The sequence below is a fragment of the Rhodococcus sp. USK10 genome, assembly GCF_019378875.1.
Taxonomy (GTDB): Bacteria; Actinomycetota; Actinomycetes; order Mycobacteriales; family Mycobacteriaceae; genus Rhodococcus_F; species Rhodococcus_F pseudokoreensis.
The window spans coordinates 7,794,612-7,821,158 of record NZ_CP076048.1; the positions used below are offsets into that span (position 1 = coordinate 7,794,612).

General features: G+C 69.4%; 24 protein-coding genes. 17 read left to right on the forward strand and 7 right to left on the reverse strand.

Going from position 1 to position 26,547, the window contains the following annotated elements; genetic code table 11:
• Nucleotides 1-14 precede the first annotated feature (14 nt).
• The 9 genes from I1A62_RS42590 to I1A62_RS42630 all read left to right on the forward strand — a co-directional run bounded on the left by I1A62_RS42590 (nucleotide 15) and on the right by I1A62_RS42630 (nucleotide 9,736).
• A complete protein-coding gene (locus I1A62_RS42590) occupies nucleotides 15-815 on the forward strand; it encodes an electron transfer flavoprotein subunit beta/FixA family protein (protein ID WP_005259535.1) in 801 nt (266 codons plus the stop codon).
• A gap of 46 nt (nucleotides 816-861) precedes the next feature.
• Nucleotides 862-1,818 (forward strand): electron transfer flavoprotein subunit alpha/FixB family protein, encoded by a 957-nt coding sequence (locus I1A62_RS42595; protein WP_124392728.1) that lies wholly within the window; start codon nucleotides 862-864, stop codon nucleotides 1,816-1,818.
• A 135-nt stretch (nucleotides 1,819-1,953) separates the two neighbouring features.
• Nucleotides 1,954-2,787 (forward strand): GNAT family N-acetyltransferase, encoded by an 834-nt coding sequence (locus tag I1A62_RS42600; protein ID WP_219458078.1) that lies wholly within the window; start codon nucleotides 1,954-1,956, stop codon nucleotides 2,785-2,787.
• On the forward strand, nucleotides 2,784-3,707 hold the full coding sequence (locus I1A62_RS42605) for a 1-acyl-sn-glycerol-3-phosphate acyltransferase (protein WP_124392730.1): 924 nt from the start codon (nucleotides 2,784-2,786) through the stop codon (nucleotides 3,705-3,707). Before I1A62_RS42600 ends, I1A62_RS42605 begins: the two co-directional genes overlap by 4 nt.
• 17 nt (nucleotides 3,708-3,724) lie before the next feature.
• Entirely contained in the window at nucleotides 3,725-4,945 is a 1,221-nt protein-coding gene (locus I1A62_RS42610) for a cysteine desulfurase family protein (protein ID WP_219458079.1), read from the forward strand.
• A complete protein-coding gene (gene mnmA / locus I1A62_RS42615) occupies nucleotides 4,945-6,039 on the forward strand; it encodes a tRNA 2-thiouridine(34) synthase MnmA (RefSeq protein WP_219458080.1) in 1,095 nt (364 codons plus the stop codon). The genes I1A62_RS42610 and mnmA overlap by 1 nt, the downstream gene beginning before the upstream one ends.
• On the forward strand, nucleotides 6,036-7,058 hold the full coding sequence (locus I1A62_RS42620; protein WP_219458081.1) for a methionine synthase: 1,023 nt from the start codon (nucleotides 6,036-6,038) through the stop codon (nucleotides 7,056-7,058). The genes mnmA and I1A62_RS42620 overlap by 4 nt, the downstream gene beginning before the upstream one ends.
• Nucleotides 7,059-7,099: 41 nt before the next feature.
• The gene (gene ligA, locus I1A62_RS42625; protein WP_219458082.1) at nucleotides 7,100-9,190 is read left to right on the forward strand and encodes an NAD-dependent DNA ligase LigA; all 2,091 of its coding nucleotides are present in this window, start codon (nucleotides 7,100-7,102) and stop codon (nucleotides 9,188-9,190) included.
• Nucleotides 9,191-9,247: 57 nt separating this feature from the next.
• Nucleotides 9,248-9,736: a GNAT family N-acetyltransferase gene (locus tag I1A62_RS42630; RefSeq protein ID WP_124392735.1), complete on the forward strand. Its 489-nt coding sequence runs from the start codon at nucleotides 9,248-9,250 to the stop codon at nucleotides 9,734-9,736.
• A 69-nt stretch (nucleotides 9,737-9,805) separates the two neighbouring features.
• Here I1A62_RS42630 and I1A62_RS42635 read toward each other — a convergent pair whose 3' ends face one another.
• Nucleotides 9,806-10,456, reverse strand: coding sequence for an amino acid-binding protein (locus I1A62_RS42635; protein ID WP_025432327.1), 651 nt, complete (start codon nucleotides 10,454-10,456; stop codon nucleotides 9,806-9,808).
• 204 nt (nucleotides 10,457-10,660) lie between these two features.
• On the opposite strand from I1A62_RS42635, the gene I1A62_RS42640 reads away from it, so the two are divergent.
• The 3 genes from I1A62_RS42640 to gatA all read left to right on the forward strand — a co-directional run bounded on the left by I1A62_RS42640 (nucleotide 10,661) and on the right by gatA (nucleotide 13,071).
• On the forward strand, nucleotides 10,661-11,218 hold the full coding sequence (locus I1A62_RS42640) for an antibiotic biosynthesis monooxygenase (RefSeq protein ID WP_219458083.1): 558 nt from the start codon (nucleotides 10,661-10,663) through the stop codon (nucleotides 11,216-11,218).
• Nucleotides 11,219-11,293: 75 nt separating this feature from the next.
• Complete coding sequence (gene gatC / locus I1A62_RS42645; RefSeq protein WP_005240352.1) at nucleotides 11,294-11,593, forward strand: Asp-tRNA(Asn)/Glu-tRNA(Gln) amidotransferase subunit GatC; 300 nt, start codon at nucleotides 11,294-11,296, stop codon at nucleotides 11,591-11,593.
• Nucleotides 11,590-13,071 carry an Asp-tRNA(Asn)/Glu-tRNA(Gln) amidotransferase subunit GatA gene (gene gatA, locus I1A62_RS42650; protein ID WP_124392737.1) on the forward strand — a complete coding sequence of 494 codons (1,482 nt, stop codon included), beginning with the start codon at nucleotides 11,590-11,592 and terminating at the stop codon, nucleotides 13,069-13,071. Before gatC ends, gatA begins: the two co-directional genes overlap by 4 nt.
• Here the strand turns inward: gatA and I1A62_RS42655 are convergent.
• Both I1A62_RS42655 and I1A62_RS42660 read right to left on the reverse strand, forming a co-directional pair.
• Complete coding sequence (locus I1A62_RS42655) at nucleotides 13,068-14,519, reverse strand: alpha/beta-hydrolase family protein (protein WP_219458085.1); 1,452 nt, start codon at nucleotides 14,517-14,519, stop codon at nucleotides 13,068-13,070. The genes gatA and I1A62_RS42655 overlap by 4 nt on opposite strands.
• The gene (locus I1A62_RS42660; RefSeq protein ID WP_124392739.1) at nucleotides 14,516-15,157 is read right to left on the reverse strand and encodes a hypothetical protein; all 642 of its coding nucleotides are present in this window, start codon (nucleotides 15,155-15,157) and stop codon (nucleotides 14,516-14,518) included. Before I1A62_RS42660 ends, I1A62_RS42655 begins: the two co-directional genes overlap by 4 nt.
• A gap of 139 nt (nucleotides 15,158-15,296) precedes the next feature.
• Here I1A62_RS42660 and I1A62_RS42665 point away from each other — a divergent pair, with 139 nt between their 5' ends.
• From I1A62_RS42665 to gatB, 4 genes are all read left to right on the forward strand, one after another.
• Complete coding sequence (locus I1A62_RS42665) at nucleotides 15,297-16,493, forward strand: sensor histidine kinase (RefSeq protein WP_219458087.1); 1,197 nt, start codon at nucleotides 15,297-15,299, stop codon at nucleotides 16,491-16,493.
• A gap of 9 nt (nucleotides 16,494-16,502) precedes the next feature.
• A complete protein-coding gene (locus I1A62_RS42670; protein WP_124392741.1) occupies nucleotides 16,503-17,165 on the forward strand; it encodes a response regulator transcription factor in 663 nt (220 codons plus the stop codon).
• Nucleotides 17,166-17,261: 96 nt separating this feature from the next.
• Nucleotides 17,262-18,293 (forward strand): ATP-dependent 6-phosphofructokinase, encoded by a 1,032-nt coding sequence (locus I1A62_RS42675; RefSeq protein ID WP_124392742.1) that lies wholly within the window; start codon nucleotides 17,262-17,264, stop codon nucleotides 18,291-18,293.
• A gap of 42 nt (nucleotides 18,294-18,335) precedes the next feature.
• Nucleotides 18,336-19,850 carry an Asp-tRNA(Asn)/Glu-tRNA(Gln) amidotransferase subunit GatB gene (gatB, locus tag I1A62_RS42680; RefSeq protein WP_124392743.1) on the forward strand — a complete coding sequence of 505 codons (1,515 nt, stop codon included), beginning with the start codon at nucleotides 18,336-18,338 and terminating at the stop codon, nucleotides 19,848-19,850.
• A gap of 91 nt (nucleotides 19,851-19,941) precedes the next feature.
• Here the strand turns inward: gatB and I1A62_RS42685 are convergent, their stop codons facing one another.
• Nucleotides 19,942-21,090: a sorbosone dehydrogenase family protein gene (locus I1A62_RS42685; protein WP_219458088.1), complete on the reverse strand. Its 1,149-nt coding sequence runs from the start codon at nucleotides 21,088-21,090 to the stop codon at nucleotides 19,942-19,944.
• Between the two features lie 98 nt (nucleotides 21,091-21,188).
• On the opposite strand from I1A62_RS42685, the gene I1A62_RS42690 reads away from it, so the two are divergent.
• Nucleotides 21,189-22,055: a DoxX family protein gene (locus I1A62_RS42690; RefSeq protein WP_219461723.1), complete on the forward strand. Its 867-nt coding sequence runs from the start codon at nucleotides 21,189-21,191 to the stop codon at nucleotides 22,053-22,055.
• An 84-nt stretch (nucleotides 22,056-22,139) separates the two neighbouring features.
• Here the strand turns inward: I1A62_RS42690 and I1A62_RS42695 are convergent, their stop codons facing one another.
• From I1A62_RS42695 to I1A62_RS42705, 3 genes are all read right to left on the reverse strand, one after another.
• Complete coding sequence (locus I1A62_RS42695; RefSeq protein ID WP_124392745.1) at nucleotides 22,140-23,681, reverse strand: amino acid permease; 1,542 nt, start codon at nucleotides 23,679-23,681, stop codon at nucleotides 22,140-22,142.
• Nucleotides 23,682-24,002: 321 nt separating this feature from the next.
• Entirely contained in the window at nucleotides 24,003-25,847 is a 1,845-nt protein-coding gene (ilvD, locus tag I1A62_RS42700; RefSeq protein ID WP_219458090.1) for a dihydroxy-acid dehydratase, read from the reverse strand.
• A 52-nt stretch (nucleotides 25,848-25,899) separates the two neighbouring features.
• Entirely contained in the window at nucleotides 25,900-26,397 is a 498-nt protein-coding gene (locus tag I1A62_RS42705) for a PH domain-containing protein (RefSeq protein WP_218268468.1), read from the reverse strand.
• Nucleotides 26,398-26,547 lie beyond the last annotated feature (150 nt).

The window sequence follows — 26,547 nt, forward strand, 5'->3', positions numbered from 1 at the left end:
GTCGACGAAGACCCATGACGAACATCGTTGTTTTGATCAAGCAGGTCCCCGACACGTGGTCCGAGCGCAAGCTGACCGACGGCGACTACACGCTTGACCGCGAGGCCGCCGATGCAGTGCTCGACGAGATCAACGAGCGCGCCGTCGAAGAAGCGCTCCTGATCAAGGAGGCCCAGGGCGGCGAGGTGACCGTCCTCTCCGCAGGACCGGACCGCGCCACCGACGCCATCCGCAAGGCCCTGTCCATGGGTGCCGACAAGGCAGTGCACATCAACGACCCGGCCCTCCACGGCTCCGACGCGGTGCAGACCGCGTGGACCCTGGCCGCGGCGCTCGGACAGATCACGTTCGAGAACGAAGAGCCCGCCGACCTGATCATCGCCGGCAACGAGGCCACCGACGGCCGCGTCGGCGCCGTTCCGGCCATCATCGCCGAGTACCTGGGCATCCCGCAGCTCACGCAGCTGCGCAAGCTGACCGTCGCCGACGGCACCGTCACCGGTGAGCGCGAGACCGACGAGGGCGTCTTCGGCCTCGAGGCGAGCCTGCCGGCCATCGTCAGCGTCACCGAGAAGATCAACGAGCCCCGCTTCCCCTCCTTCAAGGGCATCATGGCCGCGAAGAAGAAGGAAGTTCTCGTCTACACGCTGGCCGACCTCGGTGTCGACCCGGAGACCGTCGGTGTCGCCAACGCGGGCACCACCGTCACCGCCTCCACCCCCAAGCCCCCGCGTACCGCTGGTGAGCGCATCGTCGACGAGGGCGACGGCGGCAGCAAGATCGCTGCCTACCTCGTGGGCCAGAAGATCATCTGATCGCGCCCCTCTACACACCAGCAGACACATACAGGGAGAGTTAGACATGGCAGAAGTACTGGTGCTCGTCGAGCACGCAGAGGGTGCACTGAAGAAGGTCAGCACCGAACTCATCACCGCCGCTCGCGCGCTCGGTGAGCCGGCCGCAGTGGTCACCGGTCCCGCCGGTACCGCCGACAAGCTGGCCGAGGGTCTCGCCGCCGCAGGCGCGGCCAAGATCTACGTCGCCGAGTCGGACGACATCGAGGGCTACCTGGTCACGCCGAAGGTCGACGTGCTCGCGTCGCTCGTCGAGTCGGCCGCCCCGGCCGCGGTCATCACCGCCGCCAGCGTCGAGGGCAAGGAGGTCTCCGGACGTCTTGCTGCCCGCATCGGCTCCGGCCTGCTCGTCGACGTCGTCGACGTGAAGTCCGACGGCAGTGCCGTGCACTCCATCTTCGGTGGCGCGTTCACCGTCGACGCCAAGGCCAACGGCGACGTCCCGGTCATCTCGGTTCGCCCGGGTGCCATCGAGGCGAAGCCCGAAGCCGGTGCAGGCGAGAAGGTTTCCGTCGAGGTTCCGGCCCAGGACGAGGGTGCCGTCAAGATCACCTCGCGTGATCCGATCGTCGGTGGCGACCGCCCCGAGCTCACCGAGGCGACCGTCGTCGTCTCCGGTGGCCGCGGTGTCGGCAGCGCCGACAAGTTCACCGTCGTCGAGGAACTCGCCGATTCGCTCGGTGCCGCTGTCGGCGCCTCGCGTGCCGCGGTCGACTCGGGCTACTACCCGGGCCAGTTCCAGGTCGGTCAGACCGGTAAGACGGTCTCCCCGCAGCTGTACATCGCGCTCGGCATCTCCGGTGCCATCCAGCACCGTGCCGGCATGCAGACGTCGAAGACCATCGTCGCCGTGAACAAGGACGAGGAAGCCCCGATCTTCGAGATCGCGGACTTCGGCATCGTCGGCGACCTGTTCAACGTCGCTCCGCAGCTCACCGAGGCCGTCAAGGCTCACAAGGGCTGATTTTCCACCGACGGCGGCCCCGTTCCCTTTCCCGGGAGCGGGGCCGCCGTCGTATCTTCCGTCGTTCATCCGGGCTGCATCGACACGACACCCGGGCGACGCCCCCGCGCCGCCCCTGCTCGGTAAACCTGCGCCATGACAACTTCGTCAGTTCTCCGCGCACCGAGTGAGACCGCCGATTCTGTTGTAACCCCACCCAGATACTCCCTGGTCGTCTCGTCCGACCGCGAACACCGCGTGGCCGCTCAGCGGTTGCGATACCGCGTGTTCGCCTCGGAACCCGGTTTCTCCGTCCCCGCGCACGCGGACGCCCTCGACGCCGACCGGTTCGACGACTTCTGCGACCACCTCCTCGTCCGGCACGAGGAGACCGGCGAATTCGTCGGGTGCTATCGCATGCTCCCGCCCGACGCCGCCGCCCAGGCCGGCGGCTATTACACCGCCACCGAATTCGACATCTCGGCACTCGATCCCGTCGGCAACCGCATCGTCGAGATGGGCCGGGCGTGCGTCGACCCCGATCACCGTTCCGGTTCGGTCCTGAGCCTGATGTGGGCCGGGATCCTGCACTACCTGCAATTGACCGGATACGAGTGGGTGATGGGCTGCGTCTCCGTGCCGATGCGGGAGCACCCGGACGCGGTGGCCGGTTCCAACGTCCGCGGCGTGCGTGATCTGCTGCTCCGCAAGTACGGCAGCGACCCGGCCTCCCGGGCCGTGCCCCGGAACCCGGTGCGCGTCGACGGGCGATCACTCGACGAGATCGACCCGCCCGCCCGCCCGGTTCTGCCGCCGCTGCTCCGGGGGTACCTGCGCCTCGGCGCCACGGTGTGCGGCGAGCCCGCGCACGATCCGGAATTCGGTGTCGCCGACTTCGTCGCCCTGCAGGGATTGCACGGGGCGAACGAGCGCTACCTCGACCGCCTGCGTTCGGCTTCGGCCACTTTCGAGGCGGGGGCACAGGCATGAGCACTGCCGTGTCGGAGACGGCCGCGGTGCCCGTGCATTCGTGGATGCCGTCGAGTCCGTGCGGTGCGGGATGTCTGCCCGCGGAGGCGAACGCCGTGTCGATCCCGACCGTGGTCGTGCGGTGGTGCCTCGTCGTGTCGGCGCTGGCGACGGCGCCGCTCCTGACCGCGGGATGGTTGCTGCCGCGGTCGTGGCGGACCGGTCTGCAGCGTCGGTACGCGGCGATGCTGTTGCGCTGTGTCGGAATTCGCCTCGTCGTGGTCGATCACCGCGGAAAGCGCAGGCACGACGGCGGACTTCTGGTGGTGGCCGGCCACGTGTCCTGGACCGACGTGCTGGTGCTCAGCGCGCTCGCACCGGCGAACTTCGTCGCCCGCGGCGATCTGCTGGACTGGCCGGTTCTGGGCTCGCTCGCCCGGCGGATGCGGGTCGTCCCGATCGAACGGCAGAGTCTGCGGGCGCTGCCGGGCACGGTGGCGACGACGGCGGGCAGGCTGCGCGACGGCGAACGAGTCGTCGCGTTCCCCGAGGGCACCACGTGGTGCGGACGCGCGTATGGCGGATTCCGGCCCGCGCTGTTCCAGGCGGCGATCGACGCGGAGTGCCCGGTCCAGCCGATCTCGCTGCGATACACCGGCCGGGGCGGGGAACTGACGACCGGGCCGTGCTTCGTGGGCGAGGAGACGATCGGCCGGTCGATCCGGCGCATCATCCGCCAGAAGGGTGTCAACGCCGAGGTCCGGCTGGCGCCGATCGAGTATCCGGGGGAGTGCCGCCGGGATCTGGCGGCCCGATGCGAACGCGCTGCGCGAGGCGACGAACGCATCGATCTCGCAGCGCACGACATCGTCGATCCGTTGCAGGGTGCGGTCGGGACGGCGGCTGCGGGCATCGAGGCGGCGGAGCGTCTCGTCGCCTGAGCTATCCTGGTCACGTCATGACCTCTGCCCGCAGTGCCGATCACCCCGTCTACCTGGACCACGCAGCCACCACTCCCATGGTGCCGGCGGCCGTCCGGGCGATGACCGACATCTTCAGTACCGTGGGCAATGCGTCCTCGCTGCACGGTTCCGGGCGCGCTGCCCGCCGTCGCATCGAGGAGGCCCGCGAGTCGATCGCCGCCGACCTCGGCGCCAGGCCGTCCGAGGTCATCTTCACCTCCGGTGGCACCGAGAGCGACAACCTCGCGGTCAAGGGCATCTTCTGGGCGCGGCGTGACGCCGACCCCGGACGGGTGCGAATCTTGGCCAGTGCCGTCGAGCACCATGCGGTACTCGACGCGGTGGAGTGGCTCGAGAAGCACGAGGGCGCACAGGTCACGTGGCTGCCCGTCGACGAACTGGGCCGGGTGTCGCCGCAGACGCTGCGCGACGAGCTCGCCGTCCATGCGGACGAGACCGCGCTGGTCACGATCATGTGGGCCAACAACGAGGTCGGCACGATCATGCCGATCACCGAACTCGCCGCGGTGGCGGCCGAGTTCGACGTGCCCATGCACAGCGACGCCGTCCAGGCCGTCACACACATCCCCGTGGACTTCGCTGCGAGCGGGCTGTCCGCGCTGAGCATCGCCGCGCACAAGGTCGGCGGACCGCAGGGCGTCGGTGCGCTCCTGCTGGGACGGCAGGTCCCGTGTGCGCCGCTGCTGCACGGCGGGGGACACGAACGCGATCTGCGTTCGGGCACCCCGGACACCGCCGGTGTCGTCGGCATGGCCGCAGCGCTGCGCGACGCGACCGCGAACCTCGACTCCCGCGCCGCGGAACTGTCCGTCCTGCGTGACCGCCTCATCGAGCGCGTCGGCGAGATCGTCCGGGACGCCGTGCTGAACGGTCCGGTGGGCAGCGCGCGACTGCCGGGCAACGCCCACTTCACGTTCCCCGGATGCGAGGGCGATTCGCTGCTGATGCTGCTCGACGCCGCTGGGATCGAGTGTTCGACCGGTTCGGCGTGTACCGCCGGGGTCGCCCGCCCGAGTCACGTCCTGACCGCGATGGGCGTGGATGCGGCGACCGCCCGCGGATCGTTGCGCTTCTCGTTCGGGCACACGTCGACGGTCGCGGACGTGGATGCAGTCGTCGCGGCATTGCCGCAAGTTGTGGAGCGGGCCCGCGCCGCCGGGCTCGCCGGTGTCGGAGCGCGTGGAGGGAATCGTTGATGCGAGTACTGGCGGCCATGAGCGGCGGCGTCGATTCCGCCGTGGCGGCGGCACGGGCAGTCGCTGCCGGACACGACGTGGTGGGCGTGCATCTCGCACTGTCCGCCGAGCCGGGCACGCTGCGCACCGGATCCCGGGGCTGCTGCTCCAAGGAAGACGCCGGTGACGCCCGGCGTGCCGCGGACGTGCTCGGAATCCCGTTCTACGTCTGGGATTTCGCCGACCGCTTCAAGGAAGACGTGATCGACGACTTCGTGGCGTCCTACGCGGCGGGGGAGACCCCCAACCCGTGCCTGCGGTGCAACGAGAAGATCAAGTTCGCGGCGCTCGCGGACCGCGCGATCGCCCTCGGGTTCGACGCGGTGGCCACCGGTCACTACGCGCAGCTCGAGGACGGTGTGCTGCGCCGGGCCGTCGACGCGGACAAGGACCAGTCGTACGTGCTCGGTGTGTTGACGGCCGAGCAGCTGTCGCGGGCGATGTTCCCCGTCGGCGACACCCCGAAGGACCGGATCCGGGAAGAAGCCGCCGAACGCGGCCTCGCAGTGGCGAACAAGCCCGACAGCCACGACATCTGCTTCATCCCGTCCGGTGACACCCGGGCATTCCTCGGCGCCCACATCGGCATCCGCCCGGGCAGTGTGGTCGACGCCGATTCGGGTGAGGTGCTCGCGGAACACGAAGGCGTGCACGGGTTCACGATCGGCCAGCGGAAGGGCCTCGGCGTCCAGGGGCCCGCGGCCGACGGGCAGCCGCGGTACGTGACGTCGATCGAACCCGAAACCGGCACCGTCCGTGTCGGTTCGGCACGCGACCTCGAGGTGCACGCGATCACCGCGGACCGCGCCGTGTGGACGTCCGGAAGCGCGCCGGCGGGACCGGTCGAATGCACCGTCCAGGTACGCGCGCACGGCGGACTTGCCGAGGCCGTGGCGGAAGCCGCCGACGGCGGTATCCGCATCTCGCTGCGCGAACCGCTCACCGGTGTCGCGAAGGGGCAGGCCGTCGTGCTGTACCGGACCGACCCGGCAGGCGACATCGTGCTGGGCAGCGGAACCATCTCGGGTACCGACGCGCGTCCGAACACGCAGTGACGCAGGATATCTCACTGGCCGGTGCCGTCACCGGCGTCGGCTCGTGGCCCGGAGCGGATCCGCGCGAAGCCGCCACCGTCGTTCTCGGCGAACTCGGCAGACTTCCGCACCTGGTGGAGTTGCCCGCCCGCGGGCTCGGCGCCGACATGATCGGCCGCGCCAGCGCCCTGCTCGTGGATCTGCAACTGGACGTGTCCACGTCCGCCTACCGCGTGGTGCAGCGCCGCGGCTCGGTGGCCAAGCGGGCGACCGACTTCCTGAACCAGGACCTCGACGCGCTCGAGGAAGCATGGGAGAGTGCGGGCCTCGCCGGGGCCGATCACGTGGTGAAGGTGCAGTCGGTGGGTCCTCTCACGCTGGCGGCCGAGGTGGAACTCGGCACCGGCAGGCGCGTGCTCACCGACCCCGGTGCGGTGCGCGACTTCGCCGAATCGCTGGGCGAAGGACTCGCGCGGCACGCCGCGGAGGTCGCCCGGCGTGTCGGTGCGCAGGTGCTGATCCAGTTCGACGAGCCACGACTGCCCGCCGTGCTGGCGGGCACGCTGTCCGGTCGGTCGAGGCTCGAGACCGTGCGGGCGATGCCGGAGCCGGAGGCTCTCGCCGTGCTCGAGGCCACCCTCGCCGGGTCCGGCGGAGTGACCATGGTGCACTGCTGCTCCGCGGACCTGCCCACGGACCTGCTGCGGCGCAGCAGTGCGCGCGCGGTCGGTCTGGACGTGTCGCAGCTGGCGTCGTCGGACCTGGACGGCATCGGCGAGTTGCTCGACGCGGGCAAGGAGCTGGCGCTGGGGCTGATCCCGACCACCGCTCCCGCCGTGCCCCCCACCTGGCGCGACCTCGCCCGACCTGCGGTGACGCTGATCGACCGGCTCGGATTCCCGCGCACGACGCTGCGGACCCAGGTCGCCGTGACACCGGCCTGCGGACTCGCGGGCGCCGACGCGTCCTGGAGCCGCGACGCGCTGAAGTTCTGCGCCGAGGTGAGCGGCGCGTTCACCGACGACCCCGAATCGCTCTGAGTCCGGGGTTCGGTGTCGGCCGGACCGGTTAATCTTCGATGGTGAGTGAATCGACCGAAGCCCCGACACCGGCCCCCGGACACGTCCGGGAGCACTGGAACGAGCTGGCCGAGGAAGTGCGGCAGCACCAGTTCCGCTACTACGTCCGCGACGCGCCCATCATCTCCGACGGAGAGTTCGACGTGCTGCTGGGCGAGCTGAACGACCTCGAGAACCAGTACCCCGACCTGCGGACGCCGGATTCGCCGACCCAGCTCGTCGGCGGCGGATTCGCCACCGACTTCGCCTCCGCCGATCACCTCGAGCGGATGCTGAGCCTCGACAACGTCTTTGCGACCGACGAACTGCGCACCTGGATCAGCCGGGTGGAGCAGGAGACCGGCCCCGACCTGCACTACCTGTGCGAGGTGAAGATCGACGGAGTCGCGCTGAACCTGGTGTACGAGAACGGCAGACTCGTCCGCGCCGCCACCCGCGGCGACGGCCGGACCGGCGAAGAAGTGACGCTCAACGCCCGGACCATCGAAGACATCCCGGAAAAGCTCACCGGCACAGACGAATACCCGGTTCCGGCGCTCCTCGAGGTACGCGGTGAGGTGTTCTTCCGGCTCGAGGACTTCGCGGCACTCAACGCGGCGCTCGTCGAGGAGGGCAAGGCGCCGTTCGCGAATCCCCGCAACTCCGCGGCCGGGTCGCTCCGGCAGAAGAATCCGGCCGTCACCGCCCGCAGGCGCCTCGGAATGATCTGCCACGGCCTCGGCCGGAGCGAAGGATTCGAGCCTGCCTCCCAGTACGACGCGTACACCGCGCTGGCGGCGTGGGGCCTGCCCGTGTCCACCCACACCGTCCGTGTCACCGGCGCGGACGCCGTCGTGGACCGGGTGCAGTACTGGGGCGAGCACCGGCACGACGTGGAGCACGAGATAGACGGCCTGGTCGTCAAGGTCGACGAGACGTCGCTGCAACGCCGGCTGGGGTCCACGTCGCGGGCGCCGCGCTGGGCGATCGCCTACAAGTACCCGCCGGAGGAGGCCACCACCAAGCTCCTCGACATCCGGGTCAACGTCGGCCGCACCGGCCGGGTCACCCCGTTCGCCTACATGGAACCGGTCACGGTCGCCGGGTCCACCGTCTCCCTCGCCACCCTGCACAACGGCTCCGAGGTCAAACGCAAGGGCGTGCTGATCGGCGACACGGTGGTGCTGCGCAAGGCCGGCGACGTGATTCCCGAGGTCCTCGGGCCGGTGGTGGACGCCAGGACCGGCGACGAGTACGAGTTCGTGATGCCGGCGAACTGCCCGGAGTGCGACACGCCGCTCGCTCCCGCCAAGGAGGGCGACGCGGATATTCGCTGCCCCAACCAGCAGTACTGCCCCGCGCAACTCCGGGAACGTGTGTTCCACGTCGCGGGCCGCGGTGCGTTCGACATCGAGGTGCTCGGCTACGAGGCCGCGACGAGCCTGCTCGAAGCGAAGGCGATCGGCGACGAGGGCGACCTGTTCTCGCTCACCGAGGACGACCTGCTGAAGACGACGCTGTTCCGGACCAAGGCCGGCGGGCTGTCGGCCAACGGCCGCAGGCTGCTCGACAATCTCGATTCCGCCAAGGACAAGCCGCTGTGGCGGGTGCTGGTCGCCCTGTCGATCCGCCACGTCGGTCCCACGGCGGCGCGTGCGCTCGCGGGCGAGTTCGGGTCGCTGGACCGGATCCGGGAGAGCTCCGTCGAGGAACTCGCGGCCGTCGACGGGGTCGGTGGCACCATCGCCGCGGCCGTCGTCGAATGGTTCGGCGTCGACTGGCACCGGCAGATCGTCGACAAGTGGTCGGCGGCCGGTGTGCGCATGGAAGACGAACGCGACGAATCGATTCCGCGCAACCTCGAGGGACTGTCGATCGTCGTCACGGGTTCGCTCGAGACGTTCTCCCGCGATCAGGCGAAGGAGGCGATCCTCGTCCGAGGCGGCAAGGCCGCGGGTTCGGTGTCGAAGAAGACGGCGTTCGTGGTGGCCGGCGAATCCCCGGGGTCGAAGCACGACAAAGCCGTCGAACTCGGTGTGCCGGTCCTCGACGAGGACGGGTTCCGCCGACTGCTGGAGGGGGGACCGGGCGCGGTCGCGGATTCGGGAGTGTGACGGGAACCTCACGCTCGAGTTTGGGGCGGCGTGAGCTGTCCTGTCATAGTTCTGGACATGATCGAGATTCGGAATGCGACACCGGACGAGTACGAGGCCGTCAGCGACCTCACGGTGATCGCCTACGTGGGCGGCGGACACGTCGAGGCACACGATCCGTACACGAACCGGTTGCGCGACACCGCTGAACGGGCGGACAAGGCGGAGGTCCGGGTGGCGGTGATGGCGGGCCGGGTCGTGGGTTCCGTCACGATCGCGGAACCCGCGTCCCCGTACGCGGACGTCGCGCAGCCGGGGGAACTCGAATTCCGGATGCTCGCCGTGTCACCCGACGCCCGCGGTTCCGGCGTCGGGTCGGCGCTCGTGCGGCACGTGCTCGACACGGCCTACGATCGCGGCGACCGCGCTGTGGTGATGTCGACCCAACCGGACATGGAAGACGCCCGCCGCATCTACGACCGCAACGGTTTCGTGCCTGTGCCCGACCGCAATTGGGCGCCCGTCCCGGGTGTCGAGCTCACCGTCCTGGTCCGCGAACTCGTCTGAGGCGACCCCAGACCCGGACCGCCCGGCCCCGAACCTTCCGGCCCCGGACCTTCCGGCCCGGGGCGGCGGTCAGCTCAGCACCGTCGCGATGATGCCTGCGAGGTAGCCCAGCCGGGCGATCTCGGACGGACGGAACTCCGGGCCGCCGGGGCGGCCGAGCATCAGCACGCGGCCGGTGGTCCCGAGGGGAGCCGCGGCGAGTGTGGTGTTCATGTCGCGCCACACCTGCGGCACCCAATCGCCCTCGCCGTCGAGCGCGGTCGGCTTCTCCAGCGGCATCCACGGGATCTCGGTGGCGTGCGTCTCGGGCGCTCCCGAGCTGCCGACCACCCGGTATGCGCCGTGCGGGCCGAGATCGGCGACCACGGACCAGCCGACCCGGAGCACCCGAGGGGCGCCGTCGACGAGGACCTGCAGTCGATCGTCCGCGGCGGTGGCGACCTGGTCGATGAGTTCGAGCTCGCGGTGGGTGTCGAGTATTCCGGCGTACGGCCGGATGGAGTCGACGGTGACGCCGGGCAGGTTCTCGGCGGCCGTGATGAGGGTGTCGGGGAGCGATCCCGGCTCGACATCGACGACGAGGTCGTCGATGGCGAATCCGGCACCCCGTTCCACCACGTCGAGCGACAGAATGTCAGCACCCACCGAGCCCAGGGCGACGGCGAGAGAGCCGAGGCTACCGGGACGGTCGGGGAGCTGGACGCGAAGCAGATACGACACGTGCGTCCCTTTCACCACGAGATAGACGCGGGAGTACCTGCGACCCCCGTCGCTCACCATCTTTGCACTTTCGTTCCCGAGTATGCGGTCCCCCCTGCGGCTTCGCCCGGGTCGGAACGGGGACTCGCAGGTCGCGCTCGATTCGTGACATCGCCGATACGGATTCGCCTCGTGCGCGAAACACGGCGGCCCAAACATGGGTGCATGAACACCACGGCAACGGGAGTGACGACGTCCGTCTCGAGGCGGGTGGCGGCGGGCCGCGAGCAGGAGTTCCTGCGCTGGACGGACGCCGGGATGGCGATGGCGGGCACGTTCCCGGGGTTCCTCGGCGGGGGCTGGCTGCGCGCGGCGTCCGACCCCGAGCAGTATCACGTGGTGTACCGGTTCGCGGACGAGCACACACTCGACGCGTGGACCACCTCGCCTGCGCGGAAGGTGTGGGTGGGGCGGGGGACGGGTCTCGCGCAGGACACGGTGACGCACCGGCTGACCGGGGTGGAGGGCTGGTTCGAACCGCAGTCGACGCTCACCCACGCCTTGCGGGTCAGCACCCCACCGCCGCGGTGGAAGCAGGCGGTCACGATCTGGCTCGGGTTCTTCCCGATCTCGCTGCTCGTCGCGATGTTCGTCACTCCCCGGCTGGCGGCTCTGGACGTGGTGACCCGCACCGTGGTGGCGACGGTGCTCACGACTCCGGTGATGGTGTTCGTGGTTCTACCGTTCCTGACGGCCAGGTTGCGGCGCTGGTTGCACGGCTGATCCGACCACTGCTCTAGGCTGGGACACACTTGTGTACGTCCGAATGTGTACGTCCGAACCGAAAGGGGCCCCGCGGTGCCTGCCATCTCCCGTGACGAGGTCGCGCACCTCGCGCGGCTGTCTCGACTCGCCCTGACCGATGCCGAGCTCGACGAGTTCGCCGGTCAGCTGGACTCGATTCTCAGCCACGTGAAGGTGGTCACCGAGGTGCCCGCCGAGGATGTTCCGCCGATGGCGAACCCGAACGCCGTCACCAACGTGACCCGTCCCGACGTGATCGTTCCCGGCCTGACGCCCGAGCAGGCGCTGTCCGGCGCGCCGGCCGTCGAGCAGGATCGTTTCGCCGTCCCGCAGATTCTTGGAGAGGGCGAATGAGCGCCGATCTGACCACTCTCGACGCCGCAGATCTCGCGTCGAAGATCCACAGCCGTGAGGTGTCGTCCGTCGAGGTCACCCAGGCGCATCTGGACCGCATCGCCGCGGTCGACGGTGACCTGAACGCCTTCCTGCACGTGGCAGGCGAGCAAGCCCTCGTATCGGCGAAGGAGGTGGACAGCAGCCTCGCCGCGGGTAATGCGCCCGCTTCCCCGCTCGCGGGAGTTCCGTTGGCGCTCAAGGACATCTTCACCACCACCGACATGCCCACCACGTGCGCGTCGAAGATCCTCGAAGGCTGGATCGCGCCGTACGACGCGACGCTGACGAAGAAGCTGCGCGAGGCCGGCATCCCGATCCTGGGTAAGACCAACCTCGACGAGTTCGCGATGGGATCGTCCACCGAGAACTCCGCGTACGGACCCACCCGCAACCCGTGGGACACCACCCGCATCCCGGGCGGCTCGGGCGGCGGCAGTGCCGCGGCACTCGCGTCCCGGCAGGCCCCGCTCGCGATCGGCACCGACACCGGTGGCTCGATCCGCCAGCCCGCCGCCGTCACGGCGACGGTCGGCACCAAGCCGACGTACGGCACGGTGTCCCGGTTCGGTCTCGTCGCCTGCGCGTCCTCGCTGGACCAGGGTGGTCCGTGCGGCCGCACGGTCCTCGACACCGCACTGCTGCACGAGGTCATCGCCGGGCACGACCCGCGCGACTCCACGTCGATCGACGCGCCCGTGCGTCCCGTGGTGGCGGCTGCGCGTGAGGGCGCCGGCGGCAACCTGAAGGGCGTGAAGGTCGGTGTGGTCAAGGAACTGCACTCCGGCAGCTACCAGCCCGGCGTCATCTCCTCGTTCGATGCCGCTGTCGCGCAACTCACCGAACTCGGTGCCGAGGTCGTCGAGGTGTCGTGCCCCAACTTCGAGTACGCGCTCGCGTCGTACTACCTCATCCTGCCGAGCGAGGTGTCGTCGAACCTCGCGCGCTTCGACGCCATGCGGTACGGGCTGCGCATCGACCAGGGCGACATGAGCGCCGACCAGGTGATGGCCGCGACGCGTGCCGCCGGCTTCGGCCCGGAGGTCAAGCGTCGCATCATGATCGGCACCTACGCGCTGTCGTCCGGCTACTACGACGCCTACTACGGTCAGGCGCTCAAGGTGCGGACGCTCATCGCCCGGGACTTCGACAAGGCCTACGAGAAGGTGGACGTCCTGGTGTCGCCCACCAGTCCGTTCACGCCGTGGAAGCTGGGCGAGAAGGTCGGCGACCCGCTCGCGATGTACCTGTCGGACCTGTGCACCCTGCCCACCAACCTGGCCGGGCACTGCGCGATGTCGGTTCCGTCGGGGCTGTCCGTGGACGACGGTCTGCCGGTGGGACTGCAGATCATGGCTCCCGCGCTGGCCGACGAGCGGCTGTACCGGGTCGGCGCCGCCTACGAGGCCGCGCGCGGTCCGATCGGCTCGCCGAGCTAGGGGCAGTCGGGCAGGGCGGTGCCCTGCTCGCTGCCGTAGCGGTGTCCGTGCCCGGACGCGAAGTTCAGCGCGGACACCAGGTCGACACTCGTCTGTAGGAACGTGATGCCCGGAATCCATTGGGGGACCGGCGCATCGCGTACTGCGAGCGAGAGGTCGGGCCGGTGCAGGATCAGGTCGGGGGACCACCACACCACCGGGTCGGACGTGTTCGCCAGCACCGTCGCGCCGTCCGTCAGCACCGAACCGGCGGGCGGGCCCGACCACAATGCGCCGCAGACGCGTTCCCGGAGTTGGTCGGCGTCGGTGAAAATCGCGCTGCCGCCGACGGATCCGAGGCTCTGGCCGTAGACGTAGAGCGCCGGGCGGAGGACGTCGGGTAGGTCGGCGATCCGCTCGGCGACGGCGTCGAACAGTGCTGCCGCCGAATCGTCCGCGGCGGAACGTCCGAACACGAACGTGATCCAGCTCGGCAGATACGAGTACTGCATGCCGACGATCGCGACGTCGTCGGCGAAGCGTTCCTCGAATCCTTCGGCCGCGTTCTCGTCGATCCACCCCGAGCCGGTGGGCACCGTGAGGACGATGGCGGACCGGGTGAACCCGCCCGCCCGTTCCAGCTCCGAGACCGCCAGTGCCGCACGAGATTCGACGTCGGGGGCCGAATCCATTCCCACGTAGGTGCGGATGGCGGCCGACTGCTCGCCCGCCGCCACGAACCGCCGTCCCTGGCGCCCGAGCGACTCCCAGCTGATCGCGGACTCCGGGCCGCCGGACGATTCGGCCGATACCGGCCGGTGCAGGGACACGTCGACGAGCGCGTTGGAGTCGCTGTAGGAACGGGACATCATCCCCCACAGCGCGGGTCCGGCGACCAGTTGCAGCCCGGTCGCGAGAACGACCGCGGTGGTGGCGCTGCCGATCCAGCCGAGGCGACGGGCGACCGCGGCGACGACGCTGCCGATGCCGGCGAACAGCAGGAACGTCAGCGCCGCCCCGAGGATCGCCTGCATCCAGTGGTCCGGCCCGATGCCCGGCATACCCATGGCGGCGCGCAGCGAATCCTGCCAGTGGTCGGCGAGCACGATCGCCCACGTCGCCACGATCATGGCGCCGATCAGGACGAGCAGACGCACCGAGTCCCGCGGAGGGTGATGGGGGTGTGAATGCGTGACAAGTCGCCGCAGCAGGCGGGCGAGGACGAGGATCCCGACGCCGGCCGCGGCGAGGAATCCGGTGAACAGTGCCTGCGTCAGCGCACTGCGGGGGAGCAGAGAGGGGGCGAGCGACGCGAGTGTCGCGGTGGTGACGGCGATCGTGGAGGAGGTGCGGGGGAGCGCGGAGATCGGAATCGTCGTGGTCAGTGTGCGGCGCAGGGCGTTCGGCGCGGTACGCGACCGGGAGCGCGCCGGGCTCCGTCCGGGACCGGACAGAGCCGCAGTGGTCATGCGATCGCCCCGACCGGACGCGGGCGGCGGCGGATCGACCAGGCCGCGCCTGCGAGCAGTGCGGCGCCGGCGGCGCCGGCCAGCGCGTACGGGAGCCCGGCTTCGGTGACCGGCGTCGAATAGCCTTGACGCCAGCTGTTTCCGGTGACGGCGGTGGTCGCGATGTTGGCCATCACGAAGCACTGCGCCCGCGCCTGCTCGTCGAGTCGGGTGTCGCACGCGGAGTGCATCCGCTGATCCAGTTGCGTGTCGAGCGACTGCCGCGCCCAGGGGCCGAGATCCTCGCCGGACCGCGATGCGTATCGCAGGAGGTCGTAGCCGAGGTCGTGGGCCTTGCATGCGGTGTCGAACTCGAGCGGCAGTGGGACGGGGGAGGAGCAGTCTCCGCCGGGGTTGGCGAGCATGCCGTCGATCCGCACCGGTGTGTACCCCATCACCGATGCGAAGTCGTCGGGAATGGAGTCCTCGGCGAGCGTCGCCGGTGTGGTGAGCGTGTGCACCGCGGCGGACGCGGCGGCGTTTTCGTGACGGGGCGTGCTCGCCGCGCCGGTGCCGGCGAATCCTGTGGTGGTCAGTAGCGCGGTGGCCGCGCACGCCACCGCGGCCCAAGTCGTTCTCCGTGTCCCCGTCGTTCGCATGACGACGACGTTATGAATTCGTGTTGCGCAGCCACATCACTCCCGGGTCCGGTTCGATCACTGGCCTCGTGGGGGGAGAGGGCTCCGATCTCATACTCCGGTACTAGGCCGACGTGAGTCCGGGGTATGAGGACACGCCGTGACCTGTGTTTCTACTGTCGAGGGTGTGAAGACGAAGACGCGCATCCGGAGAGCCGCCGAAGGCCAGTGGCTGAACGTGGCAATTGTCGTGGTCACGGCGATCCTGTTCGCCGTGGCGTGGCCGACCCTGCAGCTGACCCACCAGGTCAGTCCTCCGATTCAACCGTTCGTGGCGGCGCTCGCGACGTTCCCGTTCCTGCTCATCCGGTCGAACCCGGCGCTGGCCTGGGCGGTCTCCGCGATCTCGGCGCTGGTGATCCCGCGCGTCTTCGCGCTGCAGGACGGCTACGACTACCCCTGGCAGGTGGTCCACATCCTGGTGATGCTCGCCCTGCTGGCCGCGGTCAGCATGCGCGCCGCGATCCCGGTCGTGGGTGTGGCATGGATCTCCACCGTTCTCCTGTTCCTCGCCGACACCCCGGGCACCAACGGTCGCGGGTGGGCCGTGGGACTGACCGCCATCGTCGTGTTCGGCCTGCTGATCCGGTGGCTGGTGCTGTCCCGGCGGCAACTCGCGCAGCAGGAGGAGCTGAGCGAACTCGAGCGCACCCGCAGGACGATCCTCGAGGAGAAGGCGCGCATCGCCCGGGACCTGCACGACGTCGTCGCGCACCACATGTCGATGGTCGTGGTGCAGGCGCAGAGCGCGCCGTACCGCATCGCGGGCATGTCGGACGAGACGCGGGCCGAGTTCGAATCGATCGGAGCCGCGGGCCGCGCCGCACTGAACGAGGTGCGCGGACTCCTCGGTGTGTTGCGCAGCGACGGCCAGGTGGCCGAGCACGCGCCGCAGCCCGGGGTCCAGCAGATCAGCGAGCTGCTCGAGGGCAGCCGCCGGGCCGGCATCCCCGTCTCCTGGCACACCGACGGCGACCCGCGGCACGTGTCGGAGTCTGTGGGGCTGGTGATGTACCGCATCCTGCAGGAGTCCCTCGCCAACACGGCCCGGCACGCGGCGGGCGCCGCGGTCGAGGTGAAGATCGCGTACGAGACGCCGATCGCGTCCGTGTCGATCGTCAACGGCCCGCCGCGGCGGAGCCTCGTCTCGGCCCTGACCAGGCACGAGTCGACCGGCGGCAACGGCATCATCGGGATGCGCGAACGTGCGCAGGCGGTCGGCGGCGTCCTCTCCACGCACCTGCACGACAACGGCGGATTCGAGGTCCACGCCGAGTTCCCGGTCGCCTCCGCCTAGGCTGGCGGCGTGGCCATCACCGTATTCATCGCCGACGACCAGGCTATGGTCCGGCAGGGTTTCGGAGCCCTGCTCGCCTCCCAGCCCGACATCAGTGTCATCGGCGACGCCCCGGACGGGGCGGTAGCGGTGAGCGAGGTCAAACGCCTGCGACCCGACGTGGTCCTGATGGACGTGCGCATGCCGGAGATGAACGGACTCGACGCCGCCCGCGTCATCCTATCGGCGGGGTTCGATCCGCCGGTGCGGGTGCTCATGCTCACGACGTTCGACGTGGACGACTACGTGTACGAGGCGCTGAGCATCGGGGCCAGCGGTTTCATGCTCAAGGACGCGCCCGCGGAGGAACTCATCCGCGCGGTGCGGGTGGTCGCCGACGGCGAGGCACTCCTCGCGCCGACCGTCACGCGGCGTCTCATCGCCGACGTGACCAGCCGCCGGAGCACCGCCCGCCGCAAACCGGCCGCGCTGTCGGCGCTGACGCCCCGCGAACGCGAGGTGCTCGAGCTGATCGCCCGCGGCATGTCGAACACCGAGATTGCGGACCGCCTGTTCGTCGCCGAGCAGACCGTCAAGACGCACGTCGGCAAGGTGCTGTCCAAATTGGATCTGCGCGACCGGGCGCAGGCGGTGGTCCTGGCCTACGAGAGCGGTCTCGTCACACCCGGCTGACCGAACCGGCCGATCCGAGGTGCTCGAACACGTTTCGGGCGGCAAGATGTCTAATGAGAACCACCATCACCACACGAGACGACGAGGGGTGCTTGGATGCGGATCGGAATCCTCACCGGAGGCGGCGACTGCCCCGGGCTCAATGCGGTGATCAGGGCAGTGGTGCGGACGGCCGACGGCCGGTACCGCAGCTCGGTGGTGGGATTCCGGGACGGGTGGCGTGGTCTGCTCGAAGACCGCAAGGTCGCGCTGTCCAACGACGACCGGATCGACCGGATCCTCACCCGGGGCGGCACCATCCTCGGTACCGCGCGGGTCAACCCGGACAAGCTCAAGGCGGGCCTCGACCAGATCCGGCAGACGCTCGACGACAACGGCATCGACGCACTCATCCCGATCGGCGGCGAGGGCACGCTCACGGCGGCGAGCTGGCTCGCCGAGAGCGGGGTGCCCGTGATCGGGGTCCCGAAGACCATCGACAACGACATCGACTGCACCGATGTGACGTTCGGTTTCGACACCGCCCTGTCCATCGCGACGGACGCGATCGACCGCCTGCACACCACCGCCGAGTCCCACCAGCGGGTGATGCTCGTCGAGGTGATGGGCAGGCACGCGGGCTGGATCGCCCTGCACTCCGGGCTCGCGACCGGTGCACACCTCACGCTCGTTCCCGAGGTCCCGTTCGACGTCGGCGAGGTGTGCGCCATGGTGAAGAAGCGGTTCCAGCGCGGCGATTCGCATTTCATCTGCGTCGTCGCGGAGGGCGCCACACCCACCCCGGAGTCGATGAGCCTGCGCGAAGGCGGCATCGACGAGTTCGGTCACAAACGGTTCACCGGGGTCGCACAGCAACTCGGCGACGAGATCGAACGCCGCATCGGCAAGGAGGTGCGGACGACGGTGCTCGGGCACGTGCAGCGCGGCGGCACCCCGACGCCGTACGACCGGGTGCTCGCCACCCGCTTCGGGGTGCACGCCACCGACGCGGTCCACCGCGGCGACTTCGGCAACATGGTCGCGCTGCACGGCACGTCGATCGACCTCGTGCCCCTCGAGGAGGCCACCCGGCGCCTCAAGACGGTGCCGCGGGAGCGGTACGACGAGGCGGCCGCATTTTTCGGCTGACCGCGTTTTCCGGTGAACCGCCGGACGCATAAACTCTGTGGCATGACTGCTGTCGACACTCCGGACCTCCTCGACTACGACGACGTGCTCGCGAAGTACGAGCCTGTTCTCGGCATGGAGGTGCACGTAGAGCTCGGCACCGACACGAAGATGTTCTGCCCGTGCCCCACCGAGTTCGGCGCCGAGCCGAACACGCAGGTCTGCCCGGTGTGCCTCGGTCTGCCCGGGTCGCTGCCCGTCGTGAATGAGGCGGCGGTGGAGTCCGCGATCCGGATCGGACTCGCACTGAACTGTTCCATCACACCGTGGGGCCGGTTCGCGCGGAAGAACTACTTCTACCCGGACCAGCCGAAGAACTACCAGATCTCCCAGTACGACGAGCCGATCGCCACCGACGGCTACCTCGACGTCATCCTCGACGACGGCACCACGTGGCGCGTCGAGATCGAGCGCGCGCACATGGAGGAGGACACCGGAAAGTCGCTGCACGTCGGCGGCGCGACCGGTCGCATCCACGGTGCCAGCCACTCGCTGCTCGACTACAACCGCGCCGGGGTCCCGCTCGTCGAGATCGTCACCAAGACCATCAGCGGCGCCGGTGCCCGCGCCCCCGAGGTGGCCCGCGCGTACGTCACCGCGCTCCGCGACCTGCTGAAGTCGCTGAACGTGTCGGACGTCCGCATGGACCAGGGCTCGATGCGATGCGACGCCAACGCGTCGCTGATGCCGATCGGGGCGACCGAACTCGGCACCCGCACCGAGACGAAGAACGTCAACTCCCTCAAGAGCGTCGAGGTCGCGGTCCGGTACGAGATGCGCCGCCAGGCCGCGGTGCTCGAGGCCGGCGGTGAGGTGATCCAGGAGACCCGGCACTTCCAGGAAGCGGACGGCACCACGTCGCCGGGCCGCCGCAAGGAGACCGCCGAGGACTACCGCTACTTCCCGGAGCCCGACCTCGAGCCGGTCGCGCCCAGCGCCGAGTGGGTCGAGGAACTGCGGGGCACCCTGCCCGAGCTGCCGTGGGTCCGCCGCGCCCGGATCCAGGCCGACTGGGGTGTCTCCGACGAGGTCATGCGTGACCTCGTCAACGCGAACGCCGTCGACCTCGTCATCGCGACCGTCGAGGCCGGCGCCTCGCCGGAGGCCGCACGGTCCTGGTGGGTGTCGTACCTGGCGCAGCAGGCGAACACCCGCGGGGTGGAACTCGGCGAGCTGCCGATCACGCCGGCCCAGGTCGCGCAGGTGGTCGCGCTGATCGACAGCGGGAAGCTGAACAACAAGGTGGCCCGCCAGGTGGTCGACCACGTCCTCGCCGGTGAGGGTGACCCCGAGCAGGTCGTCGCGGATCATCCCGAGCTCGTCGTCGAACGCGACGACACGAAGCTGAAGGCTGCCGTCGACGAGGCCCTGGCCGCGAACCCCGACATCGCCGAGAAGATTCGCGGCGGCAAGGTCGCGGCTGCGGGCAAGATCGTCGGCGACGTGATGAAGGCCACTCGCGGTCAGGCCGATCCGGCCCGCGTCAAGGAGCTGGTCATCGAGGCCTGCGGCGGCTGACCTCCCCTCTGCACCAGCGGGACGCTCGTTCGGATCAACCGAACGAGCGTCCCGTTCGTTGGGCGGGGACGCGGCGCGAGGGCGAGGCCCGTCAGTCGAATCCGCCGCCACCGGAGGGCAGGGGCATCTTGATGACGCGGTCGTCGTTGGGTCCGGGCTGACCGGCGGTCTTGTTGACGGTGCTCACCCAGATGAGCCCGTCGGGACCGAGTGCGGCGCCGCCGAGTTGGCCGTACCGGTCCTGGACGATGACCCCCGGTGCGGTGGTGACGGCACCCGTGCCGGGGTCGGCAGCGAGCGCCGACATGGCCTTCGCGGTGCTCAGTGACACCGCCACGACATCACCGGCGGCGACGCAGCCGCCGACGCCGGGCCGCTCCGGCCACGTCCACACCGGAGACGACACCGCTCCGTCCGCGCTGACCCGCACCAGCCGATCCTCGAGCGGGGTGCGGTCGGTGACCCACACGGCCACCCCCGGGTCGACGCAGACCCCGCCCGCGGTCCCCATGCCCGTCAGCACCACCTGCGGCCGGGGCTGTGCCGGCGTCGGTGCGGGCGACAGCGCGGTGACCTTCAGTAGTTTGCCGGCGAGGGACGCCGGATCGGCGGCCGCCGCCGGGTTGTTCGCGTTGCCGGTCAGGACCATCAGTTCGTCGCCGGAGAATTCGAGCGACCCCGCATTGCCCGTGTCGCCGCGCGGGATCCCGCCGAGAACTTCCTTGGCGGAGTCGCCCGGTGCGATCCGCACCACCCGGTTGTCGGTCGGGGTGGTGACGTAGGCGTAAATGAGGTTGTCCTCGGCGAAACTCGGGGACAGCGCGATGTCGAGGAGGCCGCCGTCGGTGCTGCCGTCGACGTCGACGTGCGCGATCTCCTTGGGGGTCTGCCCCTGGGCGACCTGCAGGATGCGTCCGGTCCGGCGCTCCGCGACCAGAGCGGTGGCCCCGTCGGGGAGGACGACGAGTCCGCCGGTGGTGTCGAGACACGTGGCGATGACACTGGGATCCGGATCCTGACACGGTCCCAGCGGCCCGCTGGGCGGCGGTGTGGTCGTGGTGGACGGTGGCGGGTTCTCCGGTTCGACCTCCGCGCCCGACGCACCCGTCGGCTCGGGTGTGAAGGGGGAGGACGCGGAGTCGTCGAATTTCGCGCACCCGGCGGCGAGGACCGCCGTCACGCACAGTGCGGACATCGCCATCTTGCGGGACGCCGTGCGGCGCCGCCCACCCACCATCATGATGGAGACGTTACGGAAGAGTGCGAGGTCGCCGCCACGCCGGTTCCGCCTACCAGCGTTGTCCGGCGGATCGACCTAGGCTTGACGGTGTGACTGACATGCGGAAAGACCCCAGCGAGTCGTCGGACGACGGTGCCGCGCAGCAAGGCGCCTCACCCGGCTACGGCAGGGTCTCGAGCCCTTACGACCTTCCCACCGAGCGGTTTCCGTCGGCCACGCCGACGTCCGGTTCCGCGGGACAGGGTCTCCCGCACACCGACGACGAACTCGATTACGGCGATGCACGCGCCGCCGGTCTGCCCACCGAGCAGATCCCCGCGTACCGGCAGTCGGCGTCCGACGTGCCGGACCAGCCGACGCAGGTGATCGGCGCGACCTCCGGTGCGTCCCCCGGGGCCACGGCGGGTGATCCGTCGACCGACCGGCTCGGCGAGGGGGACGTGAAGATCGGCCGCGGCACCCTGGATCTCGGACTGCTGGCACTGCGACTCGCGGTCGGCGGTACGGCGCTCGTGCACGGTCTGCAGAAGCTGACCGGAATGTGGAACGGTCCGGGCCTCGACGGTTTCGAGGAGGTGCTCGTGAACTCGGGCTTCCAGCAGGCGAAACTGCTCGCGATCCTCGGCGCCATCGGTGAGGTCGCGGGCGGTGCGCTGCTGATCCTCGGCCTCGTCACCCCGCTGGCCGCCGCCTCGGTGCTGGCCGTGATGATCAATGCGTGGGCGTTCCGGCAGATCGCGGAACCGGGGCTCGAGTACTTCGCACCCTCCGGCACCGAGTACGAGACGCTACTCGGCGTGTGCGCGGGCGTGATCATTCTCACCGGGCCGGGACGGATCTCGCTCGACGGCCGCCGCGGCTGGGCCACGCGGCCGTTCATCGGGTCGTTCGCGGCACTGATTCTGGGCGTCGCCGCCGGCGTGTGCATCTGGATCTTCCTCAACGGCGCCAACCCGCTCATCTGATCGTTTCTCCGAACCACGACTGCGCCGCACCCCCGATCGGGAGTGCGGCGCAGTCGTTTCTGCCGGATCAGTGCCGGCCGAGGGTCAGCGCTGGACGAGTTCCGGGATGTTCTCCTCCTCGGGTGGGGCGGCCTGTGCCTGTGCGGCGAGCCTCTGTCCGAGGACGGACTTGCGCCTGCCGTAGGCGAGGTAGACGACGACGCCGAGGGCCATCCACACCAGGAATCGGATCCAGGTCTCGACGGACAGGTTCAGCATCAGCCATCCGCAGGCCAGGACGGCGAGGATGGGCACGAGCGGGACCAGCGGAACGCGGAACCCGCGCGGCAGGTCGGGGCGGGTGCGGCGCAGGATGACGACGCCGATGCAGACGAGCACGAACGCGAAGAGGGTGCCGATGTTCACCATCTCCTCGAGGGTGCCCATCGGGAAGAACGCGGCGAGGAGTGCCACCACGGCGCCGACGAACAGAGTGATGCGGACCGGGGTGCCCTTCTTGCCGGTCTTCGCGAGACCGCGGGGGACGAGTCCGTCGCGGGACATCGCGAACAGGACGCGGGTCTGGCCGAGCATCATCACCATCACGACGGTGGTGAGGCCTGCGAGTCCGCCGAAGTTGATGGCGGTCTGGGCCCAGGTGATGCCGTGTGCCTCGAAGGCGGTCGCCAGGGTGGCGCTGCTGTCGCCGACGAGCGGGCTGCCGGTCTTGAGGTCGGTGTACTTCACCATGCCGGTGAGCACGAGGGTGACCGCGACGTAGAGCACGGTGACGATCGCGAGCGAGCCGAGAATGCCGCGGGGGAGCGCCTTCTGCGGGTCCTTGGTCTCCTCGGCGGTGGTGGCGACGACGTCGAATCCGATGAAGGCGAAGAACACGAGGCTCGCGGCGGCGAGGAGGCCGTACCAGCCGTAGCTGCTGCCGTCCGCTCCGGAGAGGAAGGAGAAGAGGGTCTGGTGCACACCGTGTGCGGCGCTCTCGTTGCCCTCGGCCGGCGGGATGTACGGGGCGTAGTTCTCCTTCTTGATGTAGAAGACGCCGACGGTGATGACGAGGAGGACGACGGCGATCTTGATGGCCGTGATCACGGCGGACACGCGGGAGGACACCTTGGTCCCGATGGCGAGCACGATGGTGATTCCGCCGACGATGATCAGCGAGCCCCAGTCGAAGTCGATGGGCCCGAGGTGGGCGGTGGTGGATCCGCTGAATCCGAGGACGTTACCCAGGTACAGCGACCAGCCCTTCGAGACGACGGCCGCTGCGAGGGCGAATTCGAGGATGAGGTCCCAGCCGATGATCCAGGCGACGAACTCGCCGAAGGTGGCGTAGGAGAACGTGTACGCGCTGCCTGCGACGGGGACGGTGGATGCGAACTCGGCGTAGCAGAGGGCGGCCAGGCCGCAGGCGATGGCGGCGAGGACGAAGGCGAGCGAAATGGACGGCCCGGCGACGTTGCCTGCAGTCCGGGCGGTGAGCGTGAAGATGCCGGCGCCGATCACGACTGCGACACCGAAGACGGTGAGGTCCTTCGCGGTGAGTTCCCTCCGCAGCCGGGTGTCGGGTTCGTCGGTGTCCGCTATCGATTGCTCAACGGATTTCGTTCGCCATATGCCGACTCCTGGCATGTGTCGCTCCTTGGTTGTGTTCCCGATGGCCTCGTGGGCCGGAGAAGTTCCGGTGGTGCTGCCGATTGTGATGTAGGTCTCAACGGCCAACTGAGGGAACCACTACTGAGCGCCGTGTGCAAGAAGCGCGGGCTCAACTGATCAATTCGATCAGTAGAACCTGTTCAGGGGTGTCGCCGTTTGAGCGAGTTGATCACCCGTGAGAGCGGTCACATCCGAGCCGGAATTCGCGGTCGCACCGACGACGGAAGCCGGGTGCCGCGGCAGGAAACCTGCTGCGGCACCCGGCTTCGCGTGTGCTCGTGCTGTCGGTGCGTGCGGTCAGGGAACCTGACGGACCGCGCCCTTGTCGGCGGACGTCGCCAGTGCGGCGTACGCGCGCAGGGCCGTGGTGACGGTCCGTTCGCGGTTCACCGGCTGCCACGGACGCTCGGACGAATCCATCTTCGCGCGGCGCTCGGCGAGCACTGCGTCGTCGACGAGCAGTTTCAGGCTGCGCGTCGCGATGTCGATGAGGATCTGGTCGCCGTCCTCCACCAGGCCGATGGCGCCGCCGCTGGCGGCTTCGGGGGAGATGTGGCCGATGGACAATCCCGAGGAACCGCCGGAGAAACGGCCGTCGGTGATCAGCGCGCACTTCTTGCCGAGGCCGGAGCCCTTCAGGAATGCGGTGGGGTGCAGCATCTCCTGCATGCCCGGGCCGCCCGCGGGACCCTCGTAGCGCACGACGAGGACCTCACCCGGCTGGATCTTCTTGCCGAGGATCACCGACACCGCCTCCTCCTGCGACTCCACGACGCGTGCGGGTCCCTGGAAGTGGAACAGGTCTTCGTCGATGCCTGCCGTCTTGATGACCGCGCCGTCGACGGCGATGTTGCCGCGCAGCACGGCCAGGCCGCCCTCGACCGTGTGCTTGTGCTCGAAATCGCGGATGCAGCCGTTGGCGGCGTCAGTGTCGAGCGACGACCAGCGGTTGTTCGTCGAGAACGGCTCGATGGTGCGGACGCCGCCGGGAGCGGCGTGGAACAGTTCGACGGCCTCGTCGGATGCCTTGCCGGACCGGATGTCCCACGTGTCGAGCCACTCGTCGAAGCTCTTCGTGTGGACGGTCGAGACGTCGCTCTCGAGCAGGTCGGCCCGGCGGAGTTCGCCGAGGATCGCGGGGATTCCGCCTGCCCGGTGCACGTCCTCCATGTGGTAGTCCGAGTTGGGTGAGACCTTCGACAGGCAGGGCACCTTGCGACTGATCTCGTCGATCTTGTCGAGGTCGAAGTCGAACACCTCACCCTCCTGCGCGGCCGCGAGGGTGTGCAGCACCGTGTTGGTGGAACCGCCCATCGCGACGTCCAGCGCCATTGCGTTGCGGAACGCGGCGGGCGTCGCGATGTTGCGGGGGAGGACGGAGTCGTCCTCGTCCCGGTAGTACCGCAGGGCGGCCTCGACGACGGTGGTGCCCGCACGGGTGAACAGCGCGCGCCGGGCTTCGTGGGTGGCCAGCGTCGAACCGTTGCCCGGCAACGCCAGACCGAGCGCCTCGGTGAGGCAGTTCATGGAGTTCGCGGTGAACATGCCCGAGCACGATCCGCACGTCGGGCAGGCGCTGCGCTCGACCTCGGACAGCCCGTCCTCGTCGACCTCGTCGTTGGCGCTCGCCGAGATCGCCGTGATGAGGTCGGTGGGGGCCTGCGCGACGCCGTTGACCACCACTGCCTTGCCCGCCTCCATCGGACCGCCCGACACGAACACGGTGGGAACGTTCAAACGCATTGCGGCATTGAGCATTCCGGGGGTGATCTTGTCGCAGTTGGAGATGCAGACGAGCGCGTCGGCGGTGTGCGCGTTGACCATGTACTCGACGGAGTCGGCGATGATCTCCCGGCTGGGAAGCGAATACAGCATGCCGCCGTGCCCCATCGCGATGCCGTCGTCGACGGCGATCGTGTGGAACTCGCGAGGTACACCACCGGCGGCGCGGACGGCGTCGGCGACGATGTCGCCGACGTTCTTGAGGTGGACGTGGCCGGGAACGAACTGCGTGTACGAGTTGGCGATCGCGACGATCGGCTTCCCGAAGTCGGAGTCGGTCATTCCGGTGGCGCGCCACAGTGCGCGGGCGCCTGCGGCATTTCGTCCTGCGGTGGTGGTTCGGGACCTCAGCGGGGGCATGAGCGTATTCCTTAGTCAGCGTACGGAAGTACTGACAAACGCTACTCGCGCACTATTCCCCGTCTGTGTCCGGCCGGTTCTTCGCCGGCTGCTCGCCGTTCGATTCGGCGTCGGCGTGCTGGGCTGCCTCGTCCGCCGCGGCCGCTGCCGCGTAGGGGTCGGTGATGCGGCCGCCGCTCGCTTCGGCGATCTCGGGGAGCCGGTCGAACGTGACGACGGGAAGGGCGACTTCGCCGCCGTCGGCCAGTGTGGCCCGGGCCCAGCCGCGCTTGGGGAAGCGGAATCCGGTGATCTCGGACCATGCGAGCGACCGGCCGCCGAACAGCTTGCGCACCTCGAGTCCGTCGGGTGTGACGGTCGTGCGCACCCGCGCGACCCAGGCCACCGCGAGGATCGGGGCGATCACGAGCCAGCCGAAGGCGGCGGGCCAGCCGAAGATGGGGAACGACACGGCGAACAGGAGGAAGGCGCATCCCAGATAGGCGAGGGGAGAAATCCGGATGACGCGCTTGGGCGGGTTCGTCGTGTGGGATGATGATTCTGGTGGCACGGGCTGCTGCGGAGTTGACACCTCTACATCTTCGCACCGCAGCCGACGTATCTCATATTCTGGGACGGCCGACTCACCAAGTTGACTGTTCACTATTAGCGCGCCTACCGTCGAGCGCGTGAAACAGAATGAGTTGCTCGTAATCGGCCG